The organism is Streptomyces sp. NPDC008079, assembly GCF_042957385.1.
Classification (GTDB): domain Bacteria; phylum Actinomycetota; class Actinomycetes; order Streptomycetales; family Streptomycetaceae; genus Actinacidiphila.
Genome location: NZ_JBIBIC010000024.1, coordinates 102,757 through 127,391, shown reverse-complemented (window position 1 = coordinate 127,391; position 24,635 = coordinate 102,757). Strand labels below are relative to the sequence as shown.

The following is a 24,635-nucleotide window of genomic DNA, read 5'->3' as shown; positions in this document are numbered from 1 at the left end:
GCATACAGACGTACAGGCGTACAGAAGAAGGCGCCCGGCGGACCGATCATCGGTCCGCCGGGCGCCTTTCTCCGATCGGTCAGCCGGTGTTGCGCAGCCCCGCCGCCACACCGTTCACCGTCAGCAGCAGCGCGCGCGACAGCAGCGGGTCGGGGCTCTCGCCCCGCTCCGCCGCCGCCCGCTGCCGGGCCAGCAGCGTCACCTGGAGATACGAGATCGGGTCCAGGTACTGGTCACGGATGTGGAAGGTCTGCGCCAGCAGCGGGCTGCCCGCCAGCAGCTCGGACTCCCCGGTGATCCGCAGCACCTCGCTGACCGTCAGCGCGTGCTCCGCCTCGATCGTGGCGAAGACGTGCTTGAGCTCGTCGGGCACCAGGGTGTCCACGTAGTGCCGGGCGATCCGCAGATCGGTCTTGGCCAGGGTCATCTCGACGTTGGACAGGAAGTTGCGGAAGAAGTGCCACTGTCCGAACGCCTCGTCTATCACCGGGCCGAGCCCCGCCTCGCGGGCGGCCTTCAGCCCGGCGCCGACCCCGAACCAGCCGGGGACGATCTGCCGGGACTGCGTCCAGCCGAACACCCACGGGATGGCCCGCAGACCGTCCAGGCCCGCACCGGAGTCCGGGCGGCGTGAGGGACGCGACCCCAGGTGCAGCTCGCCGAGCTGGTCGACGGGCGTGGAGGCGAAGAAGTACGGCGGCAGGTCCGGGTCCTCGACCAGCTTGCGGTACGCGTCGTGGGCCGCCTCGGAGACGATGTCCATCGCCGCGTCCCAGCGCGACAGCGCCTCGTCGGACTGCCGGGGCGCGGTGTGCAGCGCGGACGCCTGGAGCGTGGCGGCGACCGTCAGTTCCAGGTTCTCCCGGGCCAGCGACGGGATCAGGTACTTGTCCGAGATCACCTCGCCCTGCTCGGTCACCTTGATCTCGCCCTCCAGGGTGCCCCAGGGCTGGGCGAGGATCGCGGTGTGCGAGGGGCCGCCGCCGCGGCCGACGGTGCCGCCGCGGCCGTGGAACAGCCGCAGCCGCACCCCGTGCCGGTGCGCGACGTCACGCAGCCGCCGCTGCGCCCGGTGGATCTCCCACTGCGAGGTGGTGATGCCGCCGAACTTCGACGAGTCGCTGTAGCCGAGCATGACCTCCTGCACGTCACCGCGGAGCGACACCAGCCGCCGGTAGGACGGGTCGGACAGCATCTCGTCCAGGAGCTGGTCGGCGATCTTCAGCTCGTCGGTGGTCTCCAGCAGCGGCACGATGCCGATCTTGGCGATCCCGGCGTGCAGGTCGATCAGCCCGGCCTCGCGCGCCAGCACCGCCGCCGCGAAGACGTCGTCCGAGCCCAGGCACATCGAGATGATGTAGGACTCCACGACCTCCGGACCGAACCGCTCGAACGCCTCCCGGATGGTGTGGAACACCCCGAGCGTCTTGGCGCCCGCCTCGTCCAGCGGGGCGGGCGTCGGCGCCAGCGGGCGGCGCGAGCGCAGCTCCTTGGCCAGCAGCTTGCGCCGGTAGTCGCGCGGCATGTCCGCGTACCGCCAGGACTCCTCGCCGAGCCGGTCGAAGAGCTGCCCCAGCGCGTGGTGGTGCGCCTCGGCGTGCTCGCGCACGTCCATGGTCGCGAGCTGGAGGCCGAAGGCGGACAGGGTCCGGATCGTACGGTCCAGGCGGCCGTCGGCGATCAGGCCGCCGCGGTGGACGCGCAGCGAGTCCTGGATGAGCTGGAGGTCGTGCAGCAGACCGCCGGTGCCCAGGTAGTCGCGGCCGGGGACGTGCGGGGTGCCGCCGGCCAGCCGCTCGCGGGTGTTGACGAGCTTCTGCCGGATGCAGGTCGCCTTCAGCCGGTACGGCTCCTCGGCGTTCAGCCGCTTGTAGCGCGGGCTGATCTCGGGCAGCGCCACCAGGTCCGTGGCCAGCGAGTCCAGCAGGTCGGTGCTGGCGCCGCAGTTGCGGATCGAGTTGGACAGCGCGCCGCGCAGCACGTCCACCAGGTCGAGCGCGTCGGTGATGCCGTGCTCGTGCTGGAGGATCAGCACGTCCCAGGTGACCTGCGGGGTCACATTGGGGTTCCCGTCGCGGTCGCCGCCGATCCAGGTGCCGAAGGTCAGCGGGCGGGTCCCCGCGGGCAGCGGCAGCCCGACCCGCTCCAGCTCGGCCGCCAGGTCCTCCAGGACGTCGCCGACCGCGCCCGCGTGCAGTTCGTCCAGGTAGTAGATGGCGTTGCGCGCCTCGTCGGCGGGCTCAGGGCGCACCACCCGCAGCTCGTCGGTCTGCCACAGCAGGTCGATGTTCTCCGCGAGCCGCAGGTCCGCGCGGCGCCGGTCGCCCGTGCCCTGCCCGGTGGTGTCGTCCAGCAGCTCCGCGATCCTGCGCAGCTTGTTCAGCACACTGCGCCGCGCGGCCTCGGTGGGGTGCGCGGTGAACACCGGCCGCACGTTCAGATTCCGTACGGTCTCGCGTACGTGCTCGGGGTCGCCGTCCTTCAGCAGGTCGGCGGTCTGGGCGAGCAGGCCGCCCTCCTGCGCGCGGCGCTCGCGCAGGTCCCGGCCGCGGTGCACCTGCTCGGTGACGTTGGCCAGATGGAAGTAGGTGGAGAAGGCGCGTACCAGCTTGGCGGCGGTCTCCAGGTCGGTGTCGCCGAGAAGCGTGGCGGCTGCCTCGCCGTCGGTGCGGGTCAGGGCACGTACCCGCTCGACGAGATCGAGGAGTTCCTGGCCTTCCTGTCTCACCAGCGTGCCGCCGAGCAGTTCTCCCAGGCGGCGGATGTCGGCTCGCAGGGCGGTACTGCTCTCCGGGGCGGTGTCGGCGCTGCTCACAGGTGCGGCTCCTTGTGCAGTGGAAGTGGACGACGGCATACAAGGCGTAGGGAAAGACGTGGCTGCGGACCGCGCTGTCCGACCGCTCCAGGATAGGTGGCCGCCTCCGCGGCGAGACGGCCCGCCCATCTGGCGGACACGGCACCCGGTCGCGCTTACCCCTGGAGACCCTTACCGGTCCCGTCGGCCGATACCGCGCCGATACGGGGCTGACACGGCCGCCACGCCGCCTCGGGCACCGCCTAGTCTGGACGCCATGAGTACGACGGGGGCGCACGTACCGGACGACGGGGCTGGAGGACGGCCCGGGTCCGGCTGGTGGTGGTGGACGCGGCGGCGCGGCTTCCTCCTGGACCTGGCGCTGGCCGTGGCCTCGGCCGTGGAGTGCGCCTTCGAGGGCGTGACCTTCGCCCACAAGACCGGGGTGACGCCCGCGGTGGCGGCGCTGATCGGGCTGCTCGCGGGCGGCACCTTGCTGCTGCGCCGCCGCTGGCCGATCGCCGTGGTCCTGGTGGGCATCGCCCTGAGCCCGGCCGAGCTGGGCTTCCTGCTGTCGGTGGTCGGCCTCTACTCCCTGACCGTCTCCGAGGTGCCGCGCCGGATCACCGCCGCGCTCGCCTCCATGAACGGCCTCGGCACCTTCCTGGTCTCCTTCATCCGCCTCCACGACAGCCTGCGCAACGCGGACGACAACCGCTCGATGTCCCTGCCGATCGTCCTGAGCACCTCACTCCTGCTCGCCCTCGGCCTCACCGCCCCGCCGGTCCTGCTCGGTCTGTACGTACGGGCCAGGCGCCGGCTGGTGGAGAGCCTGCGGGAGCGGGCCGACGGCCTGGAACGCGAGCTGGAACTCCTCGCGGAGAAGGCGGCCGAGCGCGCCGAGCGGGCCCGCGCCGAGGAGCGGACCCGGATCGCCCGCGACATGCACGACGTGGTGGCCCACCGGGTGAGCCTGATGGTCGTCCACGCGGCGGCCCTCAAGGCCGTCGCCCTCAAGGACCCGGCCAAGGCGTCCAGCACCGCGGAGTTGCTCGGCGACATGGGGCGCGAGGCGCTGACCGAACTGCGCCAGATGCTCGGGGTGCTGCGTACGGCGGCGCCCGAGCGGGCACCCGCGCCCGCGCCGCGGCTTCCCGCGCCGCGGGTTCTCGAGCCCGAGCCGGATACGGATACGGATACGGCTATGGAGCCGGAGCCCGAGGGGCCCTGCATCGACCAGCTCGGCGAACTCGTCGAGCAGTCCCAGGCCGCCGGGATGACCGTCGAGTTCACCGTCGAGGGCGAGGAGCGGCCCTGCGGCGCCCGCGTCGAACAGACCGTCTACCGCGTGGTGCAGGAAGCGCTCACCAACGTCCACAAGCACGCCGGGGGCGCCAGGGCCCATGTCCGGCTCGCCTACCGCGAGCTCGAGATCGCCGTCCTCGTTCTCAACGGGCCCTCCGACGGCACCCCGGCCACGCCGCTTCCCAGCGGGGGGCACGGGCTGGTCGGCATGAAGGAACGTGTCACCACCCACGGCGGGGGCTTCGCCGCGGGCCCCACGCCCGACGGCGGTTTCCGCGTCTCCGCCTTGTTGCCCCTGGCAGCCCGCCCGATCTGACGCCCGCTTGGCGCGGGACGGTAAGCCGCTCTTCGAGGGCGGGGCCGGGGCGGTTCTTCTCCCAAGGCGGCTGGCCGATCCTTGAGGGGCGCGGGGAACTGCGCGCTCAGCCACCGACGGTGGCGCGGCCTTTGGCCACCGGCCCCCGCGGGGCAGACGCGGTTGTTGTCGGGCTGACAGCCCGGTGGGGGCGGGCCGCGCAGTTCCCCGCGCCCCTCAAGACAACGCCCTGCGCAAGGGCAAGGCACCTTCCCCTCGCCCCTCAAGACAACGTCCTGCGCAAGGGCAGCGCACCTTCCCCGCGCCCCTCAGGACAGCGCCCTGCGCAATGGCAGCGCGCTTTCGGGGTCAGGCCGGGTCGGACGGGTCGGCTTGTTCGGGGAGGCCGGGGGCGCCCTGGGCTTCGGGGTGGTCCGGCCCGGAGGGCGGGAGGTGGCGGCCGGTCAGGGAGGCGAGGGTGGCCCGTACGTGCGCGAGATGCGCGCGAATCTCGTCGCGGTGCTGCTCGTGCTCGCGCAGCGAGCGCTCGCTCTCACGGCGGGTGCGCTCCTCGTGCATGCGCGCCTGGGCGAGCAGCTCGGACGCCCGCTCCTCGGCCTCCTGCTGCTGCACCCGCAGGGCCTCCTCGGCGTCGGCACGCTCCTGGTGCGCCTCGTGGAGGCGCCGTTCGGCGTCGCCGAGGAGGTCGGCGAGCCTGCTGTCGACCCCGGCCTCGCGCTCGGCGAGCTCGTGTTCGAGGGTGTCGAGCCGTTCGCGGCGCTCCTTGTCGACCTCGGCCAGGGTCCGGCCGACGTCCTGCCGCATGGCGTCCAGGGCGCGGCCCGCCTCGCCGCGTACGGCCTCGGCTTCCGCGCGGGCCTGGCCGAGGATCTCGGAGGCGCGTCCGCACGCCTCGTCCAGGAGCCGTTCCGCCTGCTCCTCGGCGGCGGCGAGCCGGGCGGAGGCGGCGGCGCGGGCCTCGTCCTGGAGGGTGCGGCGGGCGGTCTCCGCGGTGTCGCGCGCGTGCTGCGCCTCGGCCTCGGCGCGGTCGCGTACGGCGGCGGCCTCCTCCTCGACCAGCCGCAGCAACTCCTGGGCGCCGTCGCCGAGCGCGTCGAACGAGGTGGCGCCGAGCGCTTCGACCTGGTGCCGCAACGAGGCGCACTCGGCGTCCATCTCGTTGGCGAGCACCGTCAGCCGGGCGGCCCGTTCCCAGGCGGCGTCCCGGTCCTCCGACAACTCGTCGAGGAAACGGTCGACCTGTTCCGGCCGATAGCCGCGTCCGCGCGCGGTGTCGATGTTGCGGGCTGACGATGCGGTGTTGCTGCTCATGCCCTGCCCCTCGCCGTCGGCCGTTCCGTCCTGCCTATTTTTGGCTTATGTCCGAATTGTACGGGCTGCGACACTCCGACCTGTCTCCTACCCATCCACTCCCTTCCCGATGGCCCCGAACGCAGACGGGCCGGGTGAAGAAGGGAAGTGCCCTTCGTCACCCGGCTCTTCGCCGCGTGCGGGGTGGGGGTCAGCGCGCGAGGGAGACGGCGAACGGCGTGAAGCCGTTCCGGCGCAGGACGTGGGGCACGACCAGGATCATGGCCTCGGCGGCGCGGGCGGTGCGAATGCCGCCGAGGTCCTCGATCCATGCGGGCCGCCAGCCCAGGTCGGCGAGCAGACCGGTGACGGTCTTCTTCGCGTCCTCGTCGTCCCCCGACACATAGGCGGTCGGCGGGGTGGCCAGGATCTCGGGAGCGGTCATGACCATGAACAGCATGGTGTTGAGGGTCTTGACCACACGGGTGTCGGGGAGCGCGGCCTGGAGGTGCTCGGCGAGGCTGCCGCCGGGGTAGCACAGGTCGCCGGGCAGGCCGTCCTCGGCGTCGCGGGTGGCGTTGGAGACATCGACGAGGATCTTCCCGGAGAGTTCGGCGCGCAGGCCGGTGAGGCGTTCCAGCGAACTGTCGCCGGGCGTCGCGTTGATCACGATGTCCGCGCCGCGGGCGGCGGTGGGCTGGTCGGCGAAGGCGACCGTCGGGGCTGCCCCGGCGGCGCGGGCGGCGGTGTCCACCGGGGTCCGGCCGCCGAGGGTGACCTGGTGTCCCGCGGCGGAGAGCTTGTTGGCGAGGTGGGTCCCGACGCGGCCCGCGCCCAGGATGCCGATGGTGGTCATGAGGTGATGCTCCTTGCGGTGTCGAGCGGGTAAGGGCGGGCGTCCGGTCAGACGATCGGCGACAGGACCTCGCGGGCGGCGGCGTGGACGCCGGGGGCCGCGGCCAGGAAGTCGCGGCTGCGGGTGCTCCAGGGCTCGCCCGCCAGGTCGGTGACGGTGCCTCCGGCCTCGGAGACCAGCAGGGCGCCGGCGACCAGTCCCGAGCGCACGTCGGAGAACTGCCAGAAGGCGTCCATCCGTCCGGCGGCGACGTGGATGAGCTGCATCGTGGCGGGCACGGACACGCGTACGACCAGGCCGTTGACGAGCATGGCGGTGACGGAGTCGCCGATCCGCCGGAAGGTGCGCTCGTCCTCGCCGGGCCTGGCCTGACCGGTGCCGATGAGCGAGGCGGCCAGACCGGTCTTGGCGGACACCGACAGGGGCCGGTCGTTGAGGCGGGCGCCGCCGCCGGCCACCGCGGTGTACGTGTCACCGGTCAGCGGCAGATGGACGACGGTGAGCACTGGCTGGTTGTCGCGGACCAGGGTGGCGGTGACGGCCCAGTCGTCCATGCCGTGCACGTGGTTGATGTTGCCCTCGGCGGGGTCGACCACCCACCACTCCCCGGGCGGGAGCGCGCCGCCCGCCAACTCGTCCTCGGCCCACCGCGATCCCGGCCGGGCCCGCAGCAGCGGTTCGCGCAGCACGCTCAGCACCGCGTCGTCGTTGGCGTGGATCTCCGCGACGACCTCGTCCAGGCTCACGCCGCGGGCGTGCGTGGTGTGGCGGGCGCGCAACGTGCGACCGGCGGTCCGCACCGCGGCCGTCACGTCGGACAGGAGGGTCGTGCCGGCGGCGAAAGGCATGGCTGTGCTCATGGGGGGCTCCCTGGTGTCGATGGCCGCGGGGCGGTTCTTCTCGCGCCCGCACTTCGACGGTAGGTTGCCCGTGGATTAACAACAAGTGCATGCTTTTAACTTGTAGATTTACTGTCATGCAACTGGATCTGAACCTGCTCACGGCCCTGAATGCGCTGCTGGAGGAGGGGAGCGTCACCGGCGCCGCGGCCCGCCTCCATGTGACCGCGCCCGCGATGAGCCGGTCCCTGGGCCGTATCCGCAAGGTCACCGGTGACCAGATCCTGGTCCGCGCCGGGCGCGGCATGCTCCCCACCCCTCGCGCGCTGGCCATGCGCGCCGAGGTCCACGCCCTCGTGCAGCAGGCCCACCGCCTGCTGTCCGCCCGGCAGAGCCTCGACCTGGCGGCTCTGGACCGGGTCTTCACCGTGCGCTGGCACGACGCGCTGACCGCGGCCTGCGGCACCGCCCTGACCACGGCCGTCCGCGAGCAGGCGCCCGGCGCCCGGCTGCGGCTGTCCGCCGAACCCGGCACGGACACGCCCGAGTCGCACCGGGGCGAGGTCGACCTCGAATCCAGCTCCGGCCGGTCGGCGCTTCCCGACATCCGCCACCGCCTCGTCGGCAGGGACCGGCTGGTCGTCGCCGTCCGGCCCGGCCACCCGCTGGCCGAGGGCCCGTTGAGCCCCGAGCGTTACGCGGCGGCGGAACACCTCACCGTCTCCCGGCGCGGAAGCCTGCGCGACTCGGTCGACGACGCCCTGGCCGCGCACGGCCTCGAACGGCGCGTCGCCGCCGCCGGGCCCACCGCCGCCTTCGCACTGCGGCTGGTCCTCGACACCGACCTCGTGGTCACCGTGCCCGACGCGGTCACCCGCGAGGCCAGGGACCACCTCGGCCTGCTCACCCTGCCGACGCCGCTCCCGCTGCCCGACGTCCCCTTGTACCTGCTGTGGCACCAGCGGTACGACGAGGACCGCGCCCACGTCTGGCTGCGCGACCTGGCCACCGAAACCGTCCAGGCGCTGTTCGCACCACTGAACGCCTGACCGGGCCGCCAGATCAGCACGCTTGACCGGCCCGCCTGAACGGCACAGCGGACGGCCCCGCCGCGGCGGGGCCGTCCGCTGACGCCTCTGCTACGACCCGGCGCGGCGGTACAGCCGTCGGCCGGGCCCTCGCGGGGCCGTTACAGCAGTCCGTCCCACATCTGCTCGATGAGGACCGACCACCAGTGGTCGGGCGAGGCGATGGCCGCCGGGTCCTGCGCGGCGAGCTGCGCCTGGAAGTCCACCGTCCAGCGGCCCGCCTGATCGGGCGTCAGCCCGATCCGCAGCCGCCACATCCGGCCCAGCAGCGCCAGGCAGCGGGCGAATTCCGGCAGGCTCGAATTGACGAACTGCGGCGGCGCGGGCTGTCCGCCCGGACCGGCCTCCAACGGCACCGCCACGATGTGCGCGGTGCCGTACTGCACACAGAGCTGACGGCCGAAGTCATTGCCCATCACCAGATACGAGCCCGCGTCCGACGCCGCCTGCACGCCGCGCTGCTGGGCCAGCTCCGCCAGCGTCGGCACCGGCTGGCCCGGCTGGGCCTGCGCCCAGAAGAACGGTCCGAAGTCCACCGGCAGCCCGGCCCACACCAAGGTCTGCGCCACGATGTCGGGCACGCCCTGCCGGGACACCGCCCGCTGGTCGAAGCGGAACAAGCCCTGCGGCCCGAAGGCCGACGCCAGTTCCTGCCCGATCACGTCGAGCGGCACCGGCGGCACCCGCAGCACACTGTGCGGGTCGGGCATCGGGACCCGCTGCGGCTGCGGGCGCGCGGGCGCGCCCGCCACCTGGTGCAGCTCGCCCTGGTGCGTCAGCAGATGCTGGACGCCCTGCTGGCGGCTGGCGTGGTCCCTGCCGTACGGCGCGGTGTGGCTGATCCGCACCTGCGGCCAGGTCTCGCGGATCATCCGCGTGCAGTAACCGCCCGGCAGGTCGCACGACTCCAGCTCGGTGTGCAGTTCGAGCACCTGCTCGGGCCGCACGCCCATCGAGCGCAGCTCGTGCAGGATCTGCCACTCCGGGTGCGGAGTGCCGGGCGCCGAACGCCGGATGAGCTGCTGCTCGCTGCCGTCCTGGCCGCGATAGCGGAGCACCGCCATGTAGCCGGGTCCGACCGTGGGCACCGCCGTCGGCTGCGGGTAGCCGTAGCCGGGCGGCGGGGGCGGGGCCATGCCGCCGCCACCGGGCGGGGGCGGCGGACCCATGGGCGCGCCGCCGGGACCCGCGAGCATCGTCGCCGCGTAGTGCGGGTCGTTGCCGCCGGGCCGGCCGGGCGCGCCGGGGCCCGCGCCGGGCGCCTGGGGTCCGGGCGGCCCCGAAGGCCCTGCCAGCATCGTGGCCGCGTAGTGCGGGTCGTTGTTCCCCGCGGGCGGCGGGGGCGGCGACATGCCGGGGCCGGGCGGCGGCGGGGGCGGTCCCGTCGGACCGGTGGGTCCGGGAGGTCCGGGCGGGCCGCCGGGGCCCGCGAGCATGGTCGCCGCGTAGTGCGGGTCGTTGCCGCCGGGGCGACCGGCGCCGGGCGGCGGCGGTCCCTGCGGGCTCTGACCACCCGGCGGATTCTGCGGTACGAGCTGCGTCGGGAGGTAACCGCCCGCAGGAGCGGCGGCTCCCGGCGGGGGCGGCGGCGCGTCCGGGCTGCGGACCGGACCGCCCGAGGGCGGCGGCACATGGCCGCGGGCGGCCTTCGCCGTCTCCAGGTCGGCGATGTCGGCGGCACCGCGACCGGGGCCACCGGGCGGAGGCACGGATCCGGCGCCGAGGCCGCCGGGCGGCGGCAGCGGCACCGCGGGTCCGCCGGGCGGCGGGAATTCCGAACCCCCCACGGTGTGCGGCACGCCGGGCCTGGCGGGCGGCACGGGAGCCTGCGGCTCCACGGGCGGGGCGATCCGGGTCTTGGGCAACCCGCTGCCGCTCGGCAGCAGTTCGGTGCGGGCCTGCTCGGCCTCGGGGTCCTGCGCGACGTCCACCTGGTCGGAGCCGCTGATCGGCGGCGCGAAGACGGTCGCGGGCACCGGGACCGACTGGCCCTCGCCGCTGTCGCTGGTCGTCTTGCCCGCCCAACTGCCGCCGGGCACGGCCGGTTCCGCGGGCGCCGCGGGCGCCGCGGGCGCGTCGGCCGCCGGGGCCGGGCGCCGGTAGTCGATCCCGCCGGACGCGGCCGGTGCGACGGGAGCGCTGTCAGCGGGGGAGGGTGCGGGCGTTGAGGCGCCGGAGGAGGCGGGCCGCCGGTAGTCGATCCCGCCGGAGCCGGAGCCGGAGCCGGAGCCGGAGCCGGAGCCGGGCGCGGAGCCCGTACCGTCGCCCGGTCCCGAGGCGGGACCCGAGGCCGCCGCCAGGCCGTACCCGCCGTCGGCGTCGGCCGCCGGGGCACGGTCGGCCGGGGCGCCGTCGGACCCGGGGGCGGCGGCGTGCCACGCGGGAGCGTCGGCGACCGCGCCCGCGGCGATACCGGCACCGTTGGTCCGGCTCGACCGGCGGTTGTCGGGGATGCCCATCTTGTCGGCCGCGTCCTGGAGCCACTGCGGCGGGCTCAGCAGGAAGGACGTGGCCTCCAGGTCGATGCGTTGCGGCGGGTCGGGCACCGCGTCGTTCGGCACCGGGCCGTACTCCTCCTCGTAACGCCTGATGAGCTCGCCGACGGGCAGGCCGGGCCACAAGGTGGCCTCGCCGCTGTCCTTGGCTATGACGACGCGGACGTCGCCGCCGTCGCCCGCGGACGGGCCGCCCTCGCGCGGCTCCGACCAGACGATGAAGCCGAGGTCGAATTCGCGGACCCGGATCTCCCGGGCCTCGTACGCGGGGACGTCGCCGTTGATCCAGCGCTCCGCCCGCTCCTGGGCCTGCGCGAAAGTGACCATGTCCGGCCTCATCCCTCCACCGGGACGGCGCTGGCGAAGCCCCCGTCCACCATCAGGTTCGCGACGGTCTCCAATTCCGGCGGATTGCCCGCGAGCCGGAGCAGGAACGCGTCGAGTGACTCACCGCAGGGCAGCAGCAGTTCCGCGACCCGGTCGGCGGGGGCGGCCCAGCGGTCGCCGTCGCGGACGTCGTCGTACGCGCAGAACCAGACCGAGCCGGTCCGCTCGCCCTTGACCTTGACCGCGAGCAGGCCGCCCTGGAGGTAGGAGATCGCCAGGAAGTCCTTGGTCAGGTGGTCGCGCAGGCACTTGTTCACGTACACCAGGTCGTTGACCGCGGCGTCGTCGCGGACGGTGAAGAACGGTTGGTCGATCAGCAGGCCGAGGTCCGGGTCGAGCGCGACGCCGCTCGGGGCGCAGCCGCCCGCCGCCTTCAGGAAGGTGCGGTAGCCGCCGGGCAGCCGGTAGCCCAGCTCCTCCTCGACGTCACGGACCTGCGACTCGGTGACCGCGACCGGGTCCTTCGGCAGTCCGAAGTGGACCGGGCGGGTCTCCTGGAGCGGCCGGGTGCCGCGCTTGGCGTGGTCGGCGGAGGAGGCGGCGAGGCCCCCGTGGTGCCGCAGCAGCGCCTTGACCTCGACCGGGATCAGCTCCATCCGGCGGGTCCCGATGACGTGGTGCCAGGTCCAGCCGTGCGGGGTCGCGACGGGGGAGAGGCTGCCCCACAGCTCGTGGCCCGAGGCGTGCAGCGCCGCGTTCGCCGACACGTAGTCGGTCAGCCGCAGCTCGTCTATCCCGAAGCCCTCGGGGGGCTCGGCGATCTCCGCCACCGCCCGCGCGTACGGCGCGAAGTCCGGAATCCCGTTGTCGTCCACCCAGACACCCTGGGGATGGCGGGCGGCGCGTACCGGGTCGGGAAAATGCACGACCTGTCCGGCGTAGGCCGCGTTCGGCGGCGGCACGATACGTCCCCCGGCCCGCGGACCGGGAGGTGCGCCCAGCCCTTGCCGACCTGTCGTCATGGCGGTTGCCCCCTGCTGCGTCTGGCTGATGACCACAGCCTAGGGCCTCACCACCAGGGCAGAGCCAGGGCCTGTGGATAACTTGCCTGATCCGCCCGCCGCCGGGCCCGCGTCGGCAGCCGCCGATTCCGCGCCGATTCCGCGCCGACTCCGCCTCGACTCCGCGTCGGCGGCTGTCGGCCCCCGCGTCGGCCCCGCGTCGGCAGCCGCCGGGCTCAGTCGCCGGTCGCCGCCGCCCGCAGCTTCTCCGCCTGCTTCAGCGCGATCGCCGCCCGCAGCGTCGCCGTCTTGTGGTCGGCGCGCACCGTCTCGTACGCGGCCGTGGCGCCGCCGGACCTGACCACGGTGACAAGGACGACGCCCGCCGCGCCGCGCGCGGTGTCGGCGATCGTGTACGCCACCTCCTGGTCGCCCAGCGCGGGCCGGCCCGCGGGCGGCGCCACCGGCCGGACGGTGTAGGAGGTGACCCCGCCGTCGCGGGTGGCCTTGAAGCCGCGGCAGGTCTTCAGCGCCGTGGTCAGCTCGTCCAGCACGGTCTTGGCGGTGCCGGGAGCGTAGGAGGCGATCACCTCCAGGCTGATCGCCTTCGCGTTCTTGTCCTTGTCCGCGGTGTCGGTGACCATCGCGCCGGTGTACACCTGCCGCGTGTGCTTGGGCCGGCTGCTCCACTGGTCGGCGACCGGCTGGCAGGCCGCGTTGTCGACCGTCGTGGCCGGGCCGAGGAGCTGCGTCTTGCTGCCCGCGGGCAGCACCTGGACGTGGGGGACGTCGGAGGACGTGAGCAGCGCGGAGGTGAGCTTGGCCGTCGACACCGCGCCGGACGCGCGGACCGGGCCCGGCTCCTTCTTCGCCTTGTCGTCGCCGCCCCCGCCGCCCCCGCAGGCCGCGGTGAGCGCGAGCACCGGCACCAGGGCGGCGGCCGCCAGCACGGCGGTCCGCGTGTGCGGGCCGCCGCGTCGCAGGTCAGCGGCCGACTCCCGGCTACCGGTCAGTAGGCGACTGCGTGCACGTATCGGCATCTGGTGTTCCCCTGTGTTGTGTCCGTCCCCGGGATCGCACGGGCGACGGTCCGTTGCCGCGCGACTTTACGGCACCAGGGGCGCGATTTCGCCTGTGGGGCCGCTCACAAAGAGGCGCGCGAAAGCGGCCCCGGGGCGTGCCCCGAGACGGTCCCCGCAGGCCCTTCAGCGGACGGTCACTTCGCCTGCGCCGCCTTCAGCTTCTCGCTCTGCTTGCGCGCGACGTCGATGGGCAGGGTGCCCGCGCCGCCCGCCGACTTCACCGACAGGTACGCGGTGATGGTGTCGCCGGTCCGCACGACGCTCACCAGGGCCGCGCCGGACTTCTTGTCCGCGGTGTCGGCCATCACATAGGAGACGGCCTCGTCACCGGTCGGCACCGCGGGGCCCTTGGCGATGGTGAACGGCGTCTTGGTGCCGGTGTTGTCCGTCGCGGTGAAGCTCTTGCAGGTGCCCAGCGCCGTCTTCACCGACTCGATGACCTTCTCGGCGTCACCGGGCGCGTGACTGGCGACCAGCATCTGGTTGATCGCGTCGGGGGTGGCGCTCGACGTCGTCTTCGCGAAGGCCGCGCCGACGAACGCCTTGCGCGGGATCTTCGGCTTGCTGCTGGTGATGTCGGCGAGCGGCTGGCACGCGGGCTTGTCCGCGGTGAGCGTGGAGGTGTCGGCGGAGTCGTCGGTCTGCGAGACCTGGATCGTCCAGCCGGGCACGTCGGCCTCGGCGATCAGCGCCTTGGTGAGCTGCGCCTTGGTGAGCGCCGAGCCGTCCGACGGACTGTCGGCGCCGCTCGTCGGAGCGGAGGCCGAGGCGGAGCCCGTGGCCTTGCCGCCCTTGCCGTCGGCGTCCTTGGAGCCGTCGGACGAGCCGGAGCAGGCCGCGGCGAGGACGAGGGCGGGGAGCACGGCGGCGGCCAGGCGGAGCCGGGTCTTGCGCATGGGGGGTCACGTTCCCTGATCGGCGGCAGCGGGTCCGCGGGCGCGGACCGACTGCCGATACTCCCGCCATGTCGGGCGCGCGTCCATGCCGCGCCGAAGCTGTGTCGCGGCTGTGCGTGCCTGACGCCCCCGCGGGGCGCGGCCCCGCCGCCGACATGTGTTCGGGTAGCGCCGGCCGGGGACCGGCCGTCACCCTGCGTCGACCGTCCGCGCCCGTACGACGATCGCCCGCGACCGTATGGCGGCCGGTTTTGTGCACATGCTGTGCCCGCGCTGCCGACGCTCCGTCACACGACGGTGACATGGCCCACACACGATGGGCGCGGTGCCGCGTCCGGCTTCCCGTCGCATGGCCTGTTTGGCACTCTGAACGACATACGGGGGATCGCCCGCCCAGGCGGGCGGATGGAGGGACGCACACAGATCATGACAAGTCAGACCCAGGCGGCGGGGGCCGCCGATCCGCGCTTGAGCTGGAGCGGTTCGGACGATCCGGTGGGCCCGCCGGTGCTGCGGCACCGCAGGGACGGCATCATGCCCGCGGTCGCCGCGGCGCTGCTGATCCGCGACGACGTACTGACCTGCACCGGTGCCAAAGGTGAGCAACCGCCCGTACTGCACCCGATCGTTCAGGACTTCCTGGACGCGCTGCCGGTCGCGCAGCGGGAACGGTTCGCCGGGCGCTGTCCCGAACCGGTGCTCATTTCACGCCACTTGACGGCAGTCGAGGCAAACCGGGGCAAGCGTGCGTCCCGCAAGCCGCTCACCCAGGGTGAGGCCCGCAAGGCGCTGCGCGGGGCGAAGCTCACCTCGCGGCGCATCCGGGAGGACGGCGACCCGACGCACGGCGCGTACGCCCCGCCCTGCCGCTCGTGCGCGCCGCTGCTGTCGCACCTGGGGGTCAAGCCGGTGGATCCGGCGGCCGAAGGAGTGTGAGCATCCCGATGGCGGGCACCACCCGTTTCCCGGTCGGCGTCGACGCCGCGCTGCGCGCCGCGGGCTGGCGGCCGGGGCGCTGGGACATCAAGCAGGCCGAGTTCTGGGCGGACCGGCTGCGGGCGTACGAGTCGCCGGGCGGCCACCGGCACGCCGTCTTCCCCGCCGCGGTCGAGGCGTGGGCGGAGTTCGGCGGCCTGCTGATCCCCGGCGCCTCGGGTCCCGGCCGGCAGATCGCCCCCACGGCCATCGCCGTCGACCCGCTGCGCGGCCTGCACCTGGCGCGGACCTTCGGCGATCTCGGCCGCGCCCTGGAGACCGACATCAGCCCGCTCGGCGAGGAGCCCGCGTCCGGCGCGCTGCTCGCGATCGACGCCGAGGGCCGCGTCTACACCGTCGACCACACCGGCGACTGGTACGTGGGCCCCGACATCGACCGCGCGCTGACCGCCCTGATCGGCGGCGTACGCCCGGTGCGCCTCACGATGCACTGACCTTCGGCGCGGTGAGCCGCGATGCACTGACCTTCGCCGGGTTGAGCCCCGAAAGACCGGCTCACGGCGAACCCGTCCACGACGGACCGCCCGCGTCCGCGGCCGTGGACGCGGGCGTCCCCCGGGCCATGACGACCCCTCAACTCCCGTACGTGTAAAGGACACCTTCGCGCGGTCGCGGCGACGTCCCCGACACGGGGATGAGCCTCAGGTAGCAGACCCCTAGGGGGAGGTACCTACTTTTGGTGGCCATCGGTTCGTACCGGCGGATGACGATCCCGGGCCGTCCGTTCCATACGGTCATGAGGCGGGGTGGGGATAGCCCCACCCACAAGACGGAGACCTCCCCCATCGTGCCGGGGGACGGCGCTCCGACAAGCTGAGCACACCGGCTCAACAGGGCCTGGTCAGGGCCCGCATCGACCTCACAGGAGATTCACGTGACAACGGCAGTGACGATTCCCAAGTCCGGGGGCAGCGGAGAGCGTCCGGCCGTTGCCGCAGCAGGCCGAGCGGTGACGAAGGCGTACGGCAGCGGCGAGACGCGCGTCCTGGCGCTCGACGCGGTGGACGTCGACATCGCGCGCGGCCGGTTCACCGCGATCATGGGCCCCTCGGGCTCCGGCAAGTCCACGCTGATGCACTGCCTGGCCGGGCTGGACACCGTGTCCGAGGGCCGGATCTGGATCGGCGACACCGAGATCACCACCCTCAAGGACAAGAAGCTCACCCAGCTCCGCCGGGACAAGATCGGCTTCATCTTCCAGTCCTTCAACCTGCTGCCGACGCTCAACGCGGCGGAGAACATCACGCTGCCCATGGACATCGCGGGCCGCAAGGTGGACCGCGACTGGTTCGACCGGGTGGTGGAGACCGTCGGTCTCGCCGGGCGCCTCAAGCACCGCCCCACGCAGCTCTCCGGCGGTCAGCAGCAGCGCGTCGCGGTCGCCCGCGCCCTCGCCGCCCGCCCCGAGATCATCTTCGGTGACGAGCCGACCGGAAACCTCGACTCCCGCGCCGGCGCCGAAGTCCTCGGCTTCCTGCGCAAGTCGGTGGACGAACTGGGCCAGACCATCGTGATGGTCACCCACGACCCGGTCGCCGCCTCCTACTCCGACCGCGTGCTGTACCTGGCGGACGGCCGGATCGTCGACGAGATGCAGAACCCGACCGCCGACGGCGTCCTGGAGCGCATGAAGTCCTTCGACGGTCGCGGGAGGACCTCGTGACCGTCCTGAAGACATCGGTGCGCAACTTCCTCGCGCACAAGGGACGCATGGCGCTGTCCGCCGTCGCCGTCCTGCTCTCGGTGGCGTTCGTGTGCGGCACGCTCGTGTTCACCGACACCATGACCGCCACCTTCGACAAGCTCTTCGGCTCCACCGCCTCCGACGTCACCATCAGCGCCAAGAAGGTCGACGACGCGCAGGAGACCGGGCGGCCCGACACCGTGCCCGCCTCGCTCCAGCAGACCCTGCTCAAGGTGCCGGGCGTCGCCAAGTCCTACCCCGACGTCACCAGCGACCAGGTGACGGTCGCCGACGCGAACAACAAGAGCATCAGCCCGACCAGCGGCGCCCCGACCATCGTCAGCAACTGGGACCCGACCGAGACCAAGGCCGTCGAGCTGTCCTCGGGCAACACCCCGCGCGGGCCCACCGACGCGGTGATCGACGCCGACACCGCCGACAAGCACCACCTGAAGATCGGCGACACGCTGCGGGTCATCGCCGCCCCCGGCGACTTCCACGTCACGATCTCCGGCATCGTCACCTTCAAGACCACCAACCCCGGCGCGGCCGTCATCTACATCGAGACCGCCACCGCCCAGGCCAAGCTGCTCGGTGACAGCCACGCGTACACCGGCTACGGCCTGACCGCGGCCAAGGGCGTCACCGACGACCGCCTCAAGGCGGACGTCACGACGGCCATCGGCGCGGGCAAGTACACCGTCGACACCGCCGCCGAGACCAAGAAGAAGGACAAGGACGACGTCGGCAGCTTCCTGAACTTCATGAAGTACGCGATGCTCGGCTTCGCGGGCATCTCGGTCCTGGTCGGCATCTTCCTGATCGTCAACACCTTCTCCATGCTGGTCGCCCAGCGCACCCGCGAGATCGGCCTGATGCGGGCCCTCGGCTCCAGCCGCAAGCAGGTCAACCGGTCGGTGCTGGTCGAGGCGGTGCTGCTCGGCGTCGTCGGCTCGGTGCTCGGCATCGGCGGCGGCATCGGCCTGGCCATCGCCCTGATGAAGCTCATGGGCCAGGCGGGCATGAAGCTCGACACCTCCGAGCTGACCATCAAGGCCACCACCCCGATCGTCGGCCTGGCCATCGGCGTCATCGTCACCGTGATCTCCGCCTACATCCCGGCCCGCAGGGCCGGACGGATCTCCCCGATGGCGGCGCTGCGCGACGCGGGGACCCCCACCGACGCGAAGTCCGGCCGGATCCGCGCCGCGATCGGCGTCCTGGTCTGCGCGATCGGCGCCGTGGCGCTGGTCGGCGCGGGACAGTCGGACAAGGCGTCCTCCGGCGGCGGACTGCTGGGCCTGGGCGTGCTGTTCAGCCTGGTCGGCTTCGTGATCATCGGCCCGCTGCTGGCCGGTGTGATCGTACGAGCGGTCAGCGCGGTCATCCTGCGGTTCTTCGGACCGATGGGCCGCCTCGCGGAGCGCAACGCGCTGCGCAACCCGCGCCGTACCGGTGCCACCGCCTCCGCGCTGATGATCGGCCTCGCGCTGGTCGCCGGCATGTCGGTGGTCGGCTCGTCCATGGTGGCCTCCGCCGACGACCAGCTCGACAAGTCGGTCGGCGCGGACTTCATCCTCCAGCCCGACGGCGGCCAGCCGCTGACCCCCGCCCTGGTGGCGGCGATCAAGTCGGCCTCCCACATGGAGCACTTCACCGAGTACGCGGGCGTCAACGCCAAGGTCACGCTGCCCGACGGCAAGACGGTCACCAAGCAGTTCAGCGCGGTCAGCCCGACCTACGCCGACGACCTGCGGCTCAAGACGGTCAAGGGCAATCTGAAGGACGCGTACGCGAAGAACGGCATGTCCGTCAACGAGGCGTACGCCAAGGACCACCACATCAAGATCGGTGACGAGCTGCCGGTGACGATGATCGGCGGCACGCCGACCAAGCTCCGCGTCAACGTCATCACCAGCGACGACACCACGGTCGACCACGGCGCCTGGTACACCAACCTGGCCACCGCCAAGCAGTACCTCCCGGCGGACAAGCAGCCGCTCGACCAGATCATGTTCGCCAAGGCCGTCGACGGCCAGGCCAAGGAGGCGGGCGCCTCGCTCACCGCGGCCGTCAAGGACTACCCGCAGCTCAAGGTCCGCGACCAGTCCGACTTCAAGGACCTCATCCACAAGCAGGTCAACCAGCTCCTGTACATGATCTACGGGCTGCTCGGCCTCGCGATCATCGTCGCCATCCTGGGCGTGGTGAACACCCTCGCCCTGTCGGTGGTCGAGCGCACCCGGGAGATCGGCCTGATGCGGGCGATCGGCACCTCCCGGCGCCAGCTGCGCCGGATGATCCGCCTCGAATCGGTGGTCATCGCGCTCTTCGGCGCGCTGGTCGGCCTCGGTCTCGGCCTGGGCTGGGGCACCACGGGACAGAAGGTGCTGGCCTCCCAGGGGCTCGGCGTCCTCCAGATCCCGTGGACGACGATCATCCTGGTCTTCATCGGCTCCGCGGTCGTCGGCCTGCTGGCCGCGCTGCTCCCGGCCTTCCGGGCGGGGCGGATGAACGTACTGAACGCGATCGCCACGGACTGACGCCGCCGGTCGGACCGGCCGGTGGCGCAGGTCACCACAGACGCGGCCCCGGAAGCGCAACCCCCCGCGCTCCGGGGCCGCCCGCGCGTCCCGCACCCCGGTCCGCCCCCCCGCCGGGCGTCCCCGCCCACGGGCTCCGCGGCCTTGCGCCTCACGCGATGGCCTGTGGCTGTCGGCGGTACGTCGTACGCTGGAGGTACCCCCGGCCCGTGACACGTGTCGGGTGCTTCGCGTTGCCTCTGCCCCGGGACGGAAAACCCCTCATGAGTCTGAACGGTCTGGTCGACGTCGTCGTCGAGGACGCCGCCCTCGCGGAAGCGGTGGAGGCCGCCGCCTCCGGCGCCCGGCCGATGGTGGACCTGGTGGGGCCGCCCGCCGCGCGTCCGCTGGCCATCGCGGCGCTCGCGGCCCGCGCGCACCGCACCGTACTGGCGGTCACGGCGACCGGCCGCGAGGCGGAGGACCTGGCCGCCGCGCTGCGCACCCTGCTGCCGCCGGACGCCGTCGCCGAGTACCCGGCGTGGGAGACGCTGCCGCACGAGCGGCTGTCCCCGCGCAGCGACACCGTCGGCCGCCGCCTGGCCGTCCTGCGCCGCCTGGCGCACCCGCGGGCCGACGACGCGGCGACCGGACCCGTACAGGTCGTGGTCGCCCCCATCAGGTCCGTGCTGCAACCGCAGGTCAAGGGCCTGGGCGACCTGGAGCCCGTCGCCTTGCGGACCGGGCAGAGCGCCGACCTGGGCACCGTCACCGAGGGCCTGGCGGCAGCCGCGTACTCCCGCGTCGAGCTGGTCGAGAAGCGCGGCGAATTCGCGGTGCGCGGCGGCATCCTCGACGTCTTCCCGCCGACCGAGGAGCACCCGCTGCGGGTGGAGTTCTGGGGCGACGACGTCGAGGAGATCCGGTACTTCAAGGTCGCCGACCAGCGCTCCCTCGAAGTCGCCGAGCACGGCCTGTGGGCGCCGCCCTGCCGCGAGCTGCTCCTCACCGACCAGGTGAAGGAGCGGGCCGCGGCGCTGTCGGTCGCCCACCCCGAGCTGCACGAGCTGCTGGACAAGATCGCCGAGGGTATCGCGGTGGAGGGCATGGAGTCCCTGGCCCCGGTGCTGGTCGACGACATGGAGCTGCTGCTCGACGTGCTCCCGGCGGGCAGCATGGCCGTGGTGTGCGACCCGGAGCGGGTCCGTACCCGCGCCGCCGACCTGGTGGCGACCTCCCGCGAATTCCTGGAGGCGTCCTGGGCGGCGTCGGCCGGCGGCGGCGAGGCGCCGATCGACCTGGGCGCGGCCTCGCTGTGGTCGATCGCCGACGTCCGCGACCGGGCCCGCGAGCTGGGCGTCCCCTGGTGGTCGGTGAGCCCCTTCGCGGCCGACGAGGCCGACGACCTGGCCGCCGACACCCTCAAGCTGGGCATGCACGCGCCCGAGCTGTACCGCGGCGACACCGCCCGCGCGCTCGCCGACACCAAGGGCTGGCTGGCCGACGGCTGGCGCACCGTCTACGTCACCGAGGGCCAGGGCCCGGCCGCCCGCGTGGTGGAGGTGCTGGGCGGCGAGGGCATCGCGGCCCGCCTCGACATCGAGCTGGCCGACCTCGCGGCGTCCGTGGTCCACGTGGCGACCGGCTCCATCGAGCACGGCTTCATCGACCCGGCGCTCAAGCTCGCGGTGCTCACCGAGACCGACCTGTCGGGGCAGCGCTCGTCCACCAAGGACATGGGCCGGATGCCGTCCCGGCGGCGCAAGACCATCGACCCGCTCACCCTCCAGGCGGGCGACTACATCGTGCACGAGCAGCACGGCGTCGGCCGCTATGTGGAGATGGTGCAGCGCACCGTGCAGGGCGCCACCCGCGAGTACCTGCTGGTCGAGTACGCGCCCGCCAAGCGCGGCCAGCCGGGCGACCGGCTCTTCGTCCCCACCGACCAGCTCGAACAGGTCACCAAGTACGTCGGCGGCGAGGCCCCCTCGCTGCACCGGCTCGGCGGCGCGGACTGGACGAAGACCAAGGCGCGGGCGAAGAAGGCGGTCAAGGAGATCGCCGCCGACCTGATCAAGCTGTACTCGGCGCGGATGGCCGCCCCCGGCTACACCTTCGGGCCCGACACCCCCTGGCAGCGCGAGCTGGAGGACGCCTTCCCGTACGCGGAGACGCCCGACCAGCTCACCACCATCGCCGAGGTCAAGGAGGACATGGAGAAGTCCGTCCCCATGGACCGGCTGATCTGCGGCGACGTCGGCTACGGCAAGACCGAGATCGCCGTGAGGGCGGCCTTCAAGGCCGTGCAGGACGGCAAGCAGGTCGCCGTGCTGGTGCCGACCACGCTGCTGGTGCAGCAGCACATGGGCACCTTCGCCGAGCGGTACGCGCAGTTCCCGGTCAAGGTGCGGGCGCTGTCGCGGTTCCAGACCGACAGCGAGGCCAAGGCCACCATCGAGGGGCTGCGGGACGGCACCGTGGACCTGGTGATCGGCACCCACCGGCTCTTCTCCTCCGAGACGAAGTTCAAGGACCTGGGCCTGGTCATCGTCGACGAGGAGCAGCGCTTCGGCGTCGAGCACAAGGAACAGCTCAAGAAGCTGCGGGCCAACGTGGACGTGCTGACCATGTCCGCCACCCCGATCCCGCGCACCCTGGAGATGGCGGTCACCGGCATCCGCGAGATGTCCACCATCACCACCCCGCCGGAGGAGCGGCACCCGGTGCTGACCTTCGTCGGCCCGTACGAGGAGCGGCAGATCGGCGCCGCGATCCGGCGTGAACTGCTGCGCGAGGGCCAGGTCTTCTACATCCACAACCGGGTGGAGTCGATCGACCGGGCGGCGGCGCGGCTGCGCGCCATCGTGCCGGAGGCGCGGATCGCCACCGCGCACGGGCAGATGGGGGAATCGCAGCTCGAACAGGTCGTGGTCGACTTCTGGGAGAAGCGGTTCGACGTGCTGGTGTCCACCACGATCGTGGAGTCGGGCATCGACATCGCCAACGCCAACACCCTGATCGTGGAGCGCGGCGACACCTTCGGGCTCAGCCAGCTCCACCAGTTGCGCGGGCGCGTCGGCCGCTCGCGCGAGCGCGGCTACGCGTATTTCCTGTACCCGCCGGAGAAGCCGCTGACCGAGACCGCGCACGAGCGGCTCGCCACCATCGCCCAGCACACCGAGATGGGCGCGGGCATGTACGTCGCCATGAAGGACCTGGAGATCCGCGGCGCGGGCAATCTGCTGGGCGGCGAGCAGTCCGGGCACATCGCGGGCGTCGGATTCGACCTGTACGTACGGATGGTGGGCGAGGCCGTCGCCGACTACCGCTCGGCGCTGGAGAGCGGCGGCGAGCCGGAGGAGACGCTGCTCGACGTCAAGATCGAGCTGCCGGTGGACGCGCACGTCCCGCACGACTACGCGCCGGGCGAGCGGCTGCGGCTCCAGGCGTACCGGGCCATCGCGGCGGCCAACACGGCCGAGGACATCGCGGCGGTCCGCGAGGAGCTGACCGACCGCTACGGCAAGCTGCCGGAGCCGGTGGAGAATCTGCTGCTGGTGGCGGGGCTGCGGATGCTGGCCCGCAAGGTCGGCGTCAGCGACATCACCCTCCAGGGCGTCAACGTCCGTTTCGGCCCGGTGGAGTTGCGCGAGTCGCAGGAGCTGCGGCTGAACCGGCTCTACCCGCGCACGGTGCTCAAGCACGCGACGAAGCAGATCCTCGTCCCGCGTCCGACGACGGCGCGGATCGGCGGCAAGCCGGTGGTGGGCCGCGAACTGCTGGAGTGGACGGCGGAGTTCCTGACGACGGTGCTGGACAACTAGGGCTGTTCCAGCCGGTTTCCCACCGCCCGGCGGACGTTCAATGGTCTGGACCTTGACAGGTCCAGACCATTCCGCTTGAGTCTGTCCCGACCCCACTCGAACCCCCACAAGGAGTGGTCACGTGTCGAGACAACGGCTCATAGCGTTCCTCACCGCACTCGCGGTCGCGATAGGAATCGCCATCCTCGTACCGCTGGCGTCCACCGCCTCCGCCGCGGGCTGCTCCACCGCGTGGAACTCGTCGTCGGTGTACACCGGCGGCATGGGCGCGTCGTACAACAGCCATAACTGGCTGGCGAAGTGGTGGACCCAGGGCGAGACGCCCGGCGCCGCCGACGTCTGGTCGGACCAGGGCGCCTGTACCGGCGGTTCGGGCGGCACCGGCGGCACCACGGGCGGCACCGGCGGGACCTGCAACTACCCGGCGTGGGTCCAGGGCCACAACTACGTCGCCGGTGACATCGTCAAGTACAGCAACGGCAACTACTACAAGGCCTCCCACGACAACCCGGGCTACGACCCCACCATCAGCACCTGGTACTGGGACCCGTTCGGCTGCAACGGCGGCGGTACGACCACCCCGCCCGGCAACCCGAGCGGATTCGTCGTCACCGAGGCCCAGTTCAACCAGATGTTCCCGAACCGGAACTCCTTCTACACCTACAGCGGCCTGACCGCGGCGCTCAGCGCGTACCCCGGTTTCGCGAACACCGGCAGCGACACGGTGAAGAAGCAGGAGGCCGCGGCTTTCCTCGCCAACGTCAGCCACGAGACCGGCGGCCTCGTCTACATCGTCGAGCAGAACACCGCGAACTACTCGCACTACTGCGACACGAGCCAGTCCTACGGCTGCCCGGCCGGACAGTCCGCGTACTACGGCCGCGGGCCGATCCAGTTGAGCTGGAACTTCAACTACAAGGCCGCGGGCGACGCGCTCGGCATCGACCTGCTGCACAACCCCAACCTGGTGCAGACCGACTCGGCCGTCGCCTGGAAGACCGGCCTGTGGTACTGGAACACCCAGACCGGCCCCGGCACCATGACCCCGCACAACGCCATGGTCAACGGCGCCGGATTCGGTGAGACCATCCGCAGCATCAACGGCAGCATCGAGTGCAACGGCGGCAACCCCGCGCAGGTGCAGAGCCGGGTCAACTCCTACCAGAGCTTCGTCTCGATCCTCGGAGTCCCGGCGGGCAACAACCTGAGCTGCTGACCCGGCGTCGCCCCACGGACGCACGCAAGGCCGTACACAGGTAAGGCCGTACGCGCCCAGCCCGTACGCACGCTTCATCCGACGCGCCCCGCTCACCACGAGCG

Annotated in this window: 16 protein-coding genes; 8 read left to right on the top strand and 8 right to left on the bottom strand. The window is 72.6% G+C overall.

What is annotated here, in order from left to right; translation table 11 throughout:
• Positions 1-79 precede the first annotated feature (79 nt).
• Positions 80-2,815: a phosphoenolpyruvate carboxylase gene (ppc, locus tag ACFZAM_RS33980; protein WP_355338007.1), complete on the bottom strand. Its 2,736-nt coding sequence runs from the start codon at positions 2,813-2,815 to the stop codon at positions 80-82.
• Between the two features lie 256 nt (positions 2,816-3,071).
• On the opposite strand from ppc, the gene ACFZAM_RS33975 reads away from it, so the two are divergent.
• On the top strand, positions 3,072-4,415 hold the full coding sequence (locus ACFZAM_RS33975) for a histidine kinase (protein WP_391051657.1): 1,344 nt from the start codon (positions 3,072-3,074) through the stop codon (positions 4,413-4,415).
• Between the two features lie 348 nt (positions 4,416-4,763).
• On the opposite strand, the gene ACFZAM_RS33970 is transcribed toward ACFZAM_RS33975, so the two are convergent.
• From ACFZAM_RS33970 to ACFZAM_RS33960, 3 genes are all read right to left on the bottom strand, one after another.
• Entirely contained in the window at positions 4,764-5,726 is a 963-nt protein-coding gene (locus ACFZAM_RS33970; RefSeq protein ID WP_391051654.1) for a DivIVA domain-containing protein, read from the bottom strand.
• Positions 5,727-5,916: 190 nt separating this feature from the next.
• Positions 5,917-6,561: an NAD(P)-binding domain-containing protein gene (locus ACFZAM_RS33965; protein WP_391051651.1), complete on the bottom strand. Its 645-nt coding sequence runs from the start codon at positions 6,559-6,561 to the stop codon at positions 5,917-5,919.
• Between the two features lie 47 nt (positions 6,562-6,608).
• On the bottom strand, positions 6,609-7,421 hold the full coding sequence (locus ACFZAM_RS33960; RefSeq protein ID WP_391051648.1) for an inositol monophosphatase family protein: 813 nt from the start codon (positions 7,419-7,421) through the stop codon (positions 6,609-6,611).
• 116 nt (positions 7,422-7,537) lie between these two features.
• On the opposite strand from ACFZAM_RS33960, the gene ACFZAM_RS33955 reads away from it, so the two are divergent.
• Positions 7,538-8,449: a LysR substrate-binding domain-containing protein gene (locus ACFZAM_RS33955; protein ID WP_391051645.1), complete on the top strand. Its 912-nt coding sequence runs from the start codon at positions 7,538-7,540 to the stop codon at positions 8,447-8,449.
• Positions 8,450-8,589: 140 nt separating this feature from the next.
• On the opposite strand, the gene ACFZAM_RS33950 is transcribed toward ACFZAM_RS33955, so the two are convergent.
• The 4 genes from ACFZAM_RS33950 to ACFZAM_RS33935 form a co-directional block, all read right to left on the bottom strand.
• On the bottom strand, positions 8,590-11,310 hold the full coding sequence (locus tag ACFZAM_RS33950) for an SUKH-4 family immunity protein (protein WP_391051642.1): 2,721 nt from the start codon (positions 11,308-11,310) through the stop codon (positions 8,590-8,592).
• A gap of 8 nt (positions 11,311-11,318) precedes the next feature.
• The gene (locus ACFZAM_RS33945; protein ID WP_355346841.1) at positions 11,319-12,332 is read right to left on the bottom strand and encodes an HNH endonuclease; all 1,014 of its coding nucleotides are present in this window, start codon (positions 12,330-12,332) and stop codon (positions 11,319-11,321) included.
• Positions 12,333-12,547: 215 nt separating this feature from the next.
• Complete coding sequence (locus tag ACFZAM_RS33940; RefSeq protein ID WP_391051639.1) at positions 12,548-13,351, bottom strand: hypothetical protein; 804 nt, start codon at positions 13,349-13,351, stop codon at positions 12,548-12,550.
• A gap of 176 nt (positions 13,352-13,527) precedes the next feature.
• Positions 13,528-14,289 (bottom strand): hypothetical protein, encoded by a 762-nt coding sequence (locus ACFZAM_RS33935; protein ID WP_355346847.1) that lies wholly within the window; start codon positions 14,287-14,289, stop codon positions 13,528-13,530.
• 426 nt (positions 14,290-14,715) lie between these two features.
• On the opposite strand from ACFZAM_RS33935, the gene ACFZAM_RS33930 reads away from it, so the two are divergent.
• The 6 genes from ACFZAM_RS33930 to ACFZAM_RS33905 all read left to right on the top strand — a co-directional run bounded on the left by ACFZAM_RS33930 (position 14,716) and on the right by ACFZAM_RS33905 (position 24,531).
• Positions 14,716-15,225, top strand: a complete 510-nt coding sequence (locus ACFZAM_RS33930; protein WP_355346850.1) for a YwqJ-related putative deaminase — start codon at positions 14,716-14,718, stop codon at positions 15,223-15,225.
• An 8-nt stretch (positions 15,226-15,233) separates the two neighbouring features.
• Positions 15,234-15,719, top strand: coding sequence for an SUKH-3 domain-containing protein (locus tag ACFZAM_RS33925; protein ID WP_391051701.1), 486 nt, complete (start codon positions 15,234-15,236; stop codon positions 15,717-15,719).
• Between the two features lie 440 nt (positions 15,720-16,159).
• Positions 16,160-16,948, top strand: coding sequence for an ABC transporter ATP-binding protein (locus tag ACFZAM_RS33920; protein WP_188285264.1), 789 nt, complete (start codon positions 16,160-16,162; stop codon positions 16,946-16,948).
• The gene (locus tag ACFZAM_RS33915; RefSeq protein WP_391051633.1) at positions 16,945-19,512 is read left to right on the top strand and encodes an FtsX-like permease family protein; all 2,568 of its coding nucleotides are present in this window, start codon (positions 16,945-16,947) and stop codon (positions 19,510-19,512) included. The genes ACFZAM_RS33920 and ACFZAM_RS33915 overlap by 4 nt, the downstream gene beginning before the upstream one ends.
• A gap of 263 nt (positions 19,513-19,775) precedes the next feature.
• A complete protein-coding gene (mfd, locus tag ACFZAM_RS33910; RefSeq protein ID WP_355346860.1) occupies positions 19,776-23,315 on the top strand; it encodes a transcription-repair coupling factor in 3,540 nt (1,179 codons plus the stop codon).
• 121 nt (positions 23,316-23,436) lie between these two features.
• Complete coding sequence (locus ACFZAM_RS33905) at positions 23,437-24,531, top strand: glycoside hydrolase family 19 protein (protein WP_355346863.1); 1,095 nt, start codon at positions 23,437-23,439, stop codon at positions 24,529-24,531.
• The last annotated feature ends 104 nt before the right edge of the window (positions 24,532-24,635 follow it).